This is a genomic window from Pseudoalteromonas sp. SG44-1 (genome assembly GCF_014164315.1).
Taxonomy (GTDB): domain Bacteria; phylum Pseudomonadota; class Gammaproteobacteria; order Enterobacterales; family Alteromonadaceae; genus Pseudoalteromonas; species Pseudoalteromonas rhizosphaerae.
On sequence record NZ_JACJEW010000113.1, the window covers coordinates 1 to 4197 of the forward strand.

4 protein-coding genes are annotated in these 4197 nt (G+C 41.2%); all 4 read right to left on the bottom strand.

What is annotated here, in order from left to right:
* Positions 1-30 precede the first annotated feature (30 nt).
* Positions 31-1181 (bottom strand): IS3 family transposase gene (locus H5187_RS22710; RefSeq protein WP_095661212.1). Its coding sequence is split into 2 segments (ribosomal slippage): positions 31-938 and positions 938-1181, totalling 1152 coding nucleotides; the frame shifts between segments, so codons are not numbered across the junction.
* Between the two features lie 475 nt (positions 1182-1656).
* Complete coding sequence (locus H5187_RS25065) at positions 1657-2526, bottom strand: DMT family transporter (protein ID WP_064626653.1); 870 nt, start codon at positions 2524-2526, stop codon at positions 1657-1659.
* Between the two features lie 2 nt (positions 2527-2528).
* On the bottom strand, positions 2529-2981 hold the full coding sequence (locus tag H5187_RS22725; RefSeq protein ID WP_064626652.1) for a GNAT family N-acetyltransferase: 453 nt from the start codon (positions 2979-2981) through the stop codon (positions 2529-2531).
* A gap of 70 nt (positions 2982-3051) precedes the next feature.
* The gene (locus tag H5187_RS22730) at positions 3052-3615 is read right to left on the bottom strand and encodes a Crp/Fnr family transcriptional regulator (RefSeq protein ID WP_064626651.1); all 564 of its coding nucleotides are present in this window, start codon (positions 3613-3615) and stop codon (positions 3052-3054) included.
* Positions 3616-4197 lie beyond the last annotated feature (582 nt).

The following is a 4197-nucleotide window of genomic DNA, read 5'->3' on the forward strand; positions in this document are numbered from 1 at the left end:
TGATCTGCTCCAGCCAGACTGGACACTTCATTAAGCGACATTTTTATTTTCAAAGTTAACTGGACTTAGATACCCGAGAGCACTGTGCCTTCTTGTCCGATTATAATCAACCTCGATGTATTCAAAGAGCGTTTGACGCATCTCGTCTCGCGTCATGATCGGCTCATATTGGATCGCTTCAACCTTCATTGAATGGAAGAAGCTCTCAACACAAGCATTATCCCAGCAGTTTCCTTTCCTACTCATACTTTGCTTTAGATTATAAGCGGTTATGATGTCTCGATAATCTTTTGAGCAGTACTGACTACCTCGGTCACTATGAACGATCACCTGCTCAGGGAACCCACGACGGAACAAGGCCATTGATAATGCATCGCAGACCAGTGTTGCGGTCATTCTGGTATCCATAGACCAGCCGACTACTTGCCTTGAATAAAGGTCAATAATTACCGCCAAATACAGCCAGCCTTCACTTGTCGCAACATAGGTGATGTCTCCCGCCCACTTTTGATTCGGAGCCTCCGCGTTAAAATCCTGAGCCAGCAGGTTCGGAGCAACTGGCATTTTATGTTTGCTATCCGTAGTGCACCTAAACTTACGTGCCGCTTTCGGCGTTAAATCCTGACGCTTCATACTAGCGGCAATGGTTTTAACATTACGGCTATCACCGTTCTCTGCCAGCTCTTTCTGGATGCGCCTTGAACCATCACGGCCTTTGCTGTTGTCAAAAGCCTTTTTGACCTTCGTATCAAGCTCTTGGCGAGTGACCTCGCGCTGAGTGGCCTTGTGGCGATGCTTAATCCAGTAATAAAACCCACTTCGTGAAACCCCGAACACCTTAGCCATGCGGACAGCACTGAAGCACAGCAGGTGTTCGAGCATAAATTCGTAGCTATCTACTTTAGATTTTTCGCGAAGTAGGTGGCGGCCTTTTTTACGATATCTAGCTCTTCAGCTTGCTCAGCCAATTGCCTTTTGAGCTTTGCGACTTCAGCGGCTAGATCTTTTTCCCGCTGACTGGTGCTAGTATCTTTCTTGGCTGCTTTACGCCAACCGTAGATCTGGGATTCGTGTAACGAGAGATGCTGCGCTGCCGTAGCTACTCCCAGCTTTTCTGCTAGTTTCAGTGCTTCTGCTTTAAATTCAGCAGAATGGAGAATACGTTTTTTCTTGTTTGTCATGGTTCACCTCATTAGTGATTGTACTCACTTAATTAGGTGTCCAAAACTGGTGGTGCGGATCACGCGCTTACTGTGCCAGCCGTTCTATTCATCGGCGCGATGATGGATCAAGAGGTTCGTCTTGGTCTATCCTCTTCTGATTTGGTATTACTTGTCACCACTTTAATGGTGTGCAAGGTAACATTCAGTAGTGGCCGAACCAATGTATTGCATGGCGCAACGCATTTGGTTCTGTTTGTGGTTTATCTTTTCCTGATGTTTGAGCATGCTTAGTCGATAACTTCAAATTCAATAAACCGCAGCCAATAAAAAGCCCGAGTTTAAACGCTCGGGCTTTTTATTGGCTGCAAGGCTTACGGTCAAATACGCTCTACACATTCACGAGCAATTACCAGCTCTTCATTGGTTGGGTTTATATTCATGGTAGATGTCATCAATATATTTTCTAATTCACTTTCGCCTATGCCTTTTGGGTTTATTCGGACGGTTGATTCAACCGATTTACTTGTAACAACATTTTCCAAGGTAATAAAGGTAGTATGATCATCAATATCCCTAATATGGTAAAAAAGTCTGGCACTTCATTGAATAAAGTAACACCAAATAAGGTGACAAATACCAGTCCTGAGTTCTCTGCTAGGGCAATAGAATTAGCAGGTGCTCGTTGATACGAAGCAACAGCTAATCCGTTGTAAGTAAGAACCAAAGTTGCACTTGCCAAAATGAACAGCAGATTCGTGGTCGAAAGAGGCACCCAATGGAATATAGCTAGGCAGCCAGAGATCGGTAGTGAAAGTAATGATGTCCAAAAAAGCGTGCTGACAACAGTTTGCTCCGTTGGTAATTTTTTCGCGGTAAGGTTGAACAAGGCAATTGTAAATGTAGTAACAAGGGCGAAGACTACCGCCAATTCAAATTCTGATGGTCTTAAAACCACAATCACTCCTGAAAACCCTATAAGAGATAATACACTGCTCTTAATCGTTAGTTTCTCTTGGAGAAGTAAAATCGATAATGGAAGCATCATTAGTGGCGCAGCATGAAAAATCGCATTAGCCGTAGCTAAAGTTAAGTGAGTGATTGCAATTACCATGCAACCACTGCCTATTATAATTAGATGTGCCCTAAATAGATTGAGTTTAGCGCTATACAGTTTTCGCTTTTGCTTGGACTGCTTTAACCATAAAGGATAAATAACTAAAGTAGAAAATAATTGCCGTATAAAAATGTATTGAAAGGCTGATACCTCCCCATTAAGTAACTTAACTGCGACATCAGATAGTGAAGCAGCAAGATTACCTAATATGAGAAAGATAATCGCGAGGTTTACCACAGGAAAAGACACTGTTATTTTTCCAACTTCATATCGATATGTGGGATGTCATCCTCCAAATACATTACAGAAGTCGGCATAAATCCATGGTTTTGGTAGAATTCTGATAGGTGTTCTTGAGCGCCAATTTCGATTGACTCTCTGGGCCACAACTTGTCACATGCACATAGAGCCTCTTGTACCAGTTGATGCCCTATGCCCCCTCCACGAGAATTTTTTGAAATAGCAACACGACCAATACTGACGGATGGATAACTAACCCCCTTTGACATTAAGCGTGCGCAGGCCATTAACTTGCCACCTTGATAACCCAGTAAGTGGTAAACACCTTCTTGGTGATCTTTACCATCCAACTCAGGATAGGGACATTCTTGCTCGACAACAAACACGTCAACTCTGAGTTTTAGCAGTTGATATAGTTGCATTGTTGTTAATTGGGGAAACGGATGGAGTTGCCAAGTAATCATTTTAATTCAGCCTTACACATATTGATATCCGAAATGTAGCAAGGTGAATAAGTCTAGACATTAACAATTGTTAAGTTGGATTGCGTTTTTTGATACGACTCAGGCTGATCGGTGTAATGCCAAGATAAGCTGCAATTTGATAATCGGTGAGGCGCTCTAACAAGTTAGGATAACTGTTACAGAACTGTTGATAGCGTTCTTCTGGAGTATAAAGCAACATAAAACGTTCTTTGTTTTCTTTATACATCAGTTGTATTTCCAATAGCTTGAGATAAATACTATATTTATTCTTACGCCATGTTCTTAATGTTTCGATAGGGAGAGACATAATCGAGCAAGAGGTAAGTGATTCAAGTTGGTATGGTGATGGCGTTTGGTTAACTAGGCTTTCAAAACCAATGATCCAGTCATTTTCCCAATAAAACTGTTTGCTAAACTCTTTGCCCTTGTCAGTAAAATAAACAGCGTGACATATTCCTTCTAATAGAAAGAAAATCTCTTTTGCAACTTCCCCTTGATGGAAAAAAATATGCCGACTAGGCAAAGAACAAAGCTTTGCAGATTGCTTTAGCTGTTCTACTTCGTGTCGAGTAAAGTCATTTTTTTGTAACTGCTCTAGGAAAGCGTCAAGCATAATTGGTTGTACCTAAGTATTTATCTATAACCAAACATTAACTGAATATTTAAGCACACAATAAATTCGCCAAAAAACAATTAAAGCGGAGGTGTTCAGGTGATGATAACCTACATCAAATTAGCATTCTACGTGCCATTTTATACCCCTAGGTTCCTTATTTGTAGCTGTGAATGACTTACAAGCAAGAATCGTAATTAATAAGACAAGAAAATTTCGCATATTTACCTGTAGGTATCATTTATCAGCAAGACTTTGCAAGGTAGCATACCCTGTGAGTTTACTATCTACTAGTGTCTGCTTGTCGTTCAAAGCCGATCTTTAGAGTAATTGCGTTAGCTTGTTTCGGGGCAGAAACGAGTTACGCTTGAAGGTCCGCTCATGGCGAAAGCAAACTGGATGTAATTTGGGTACTTTAATAAAAGGACAGCGCTAAATTTTTTATATTTCAATTTACGATGCTATAAATGTGCTATAAAAAATAAGTGGAAGAAAAAACCATGTAACTCATTGATTTTATTGGTAGCCCCTACAGGAATCGCACCTGTAACTGCCCCTTAGGAGGGGGCCGTTATATCCATT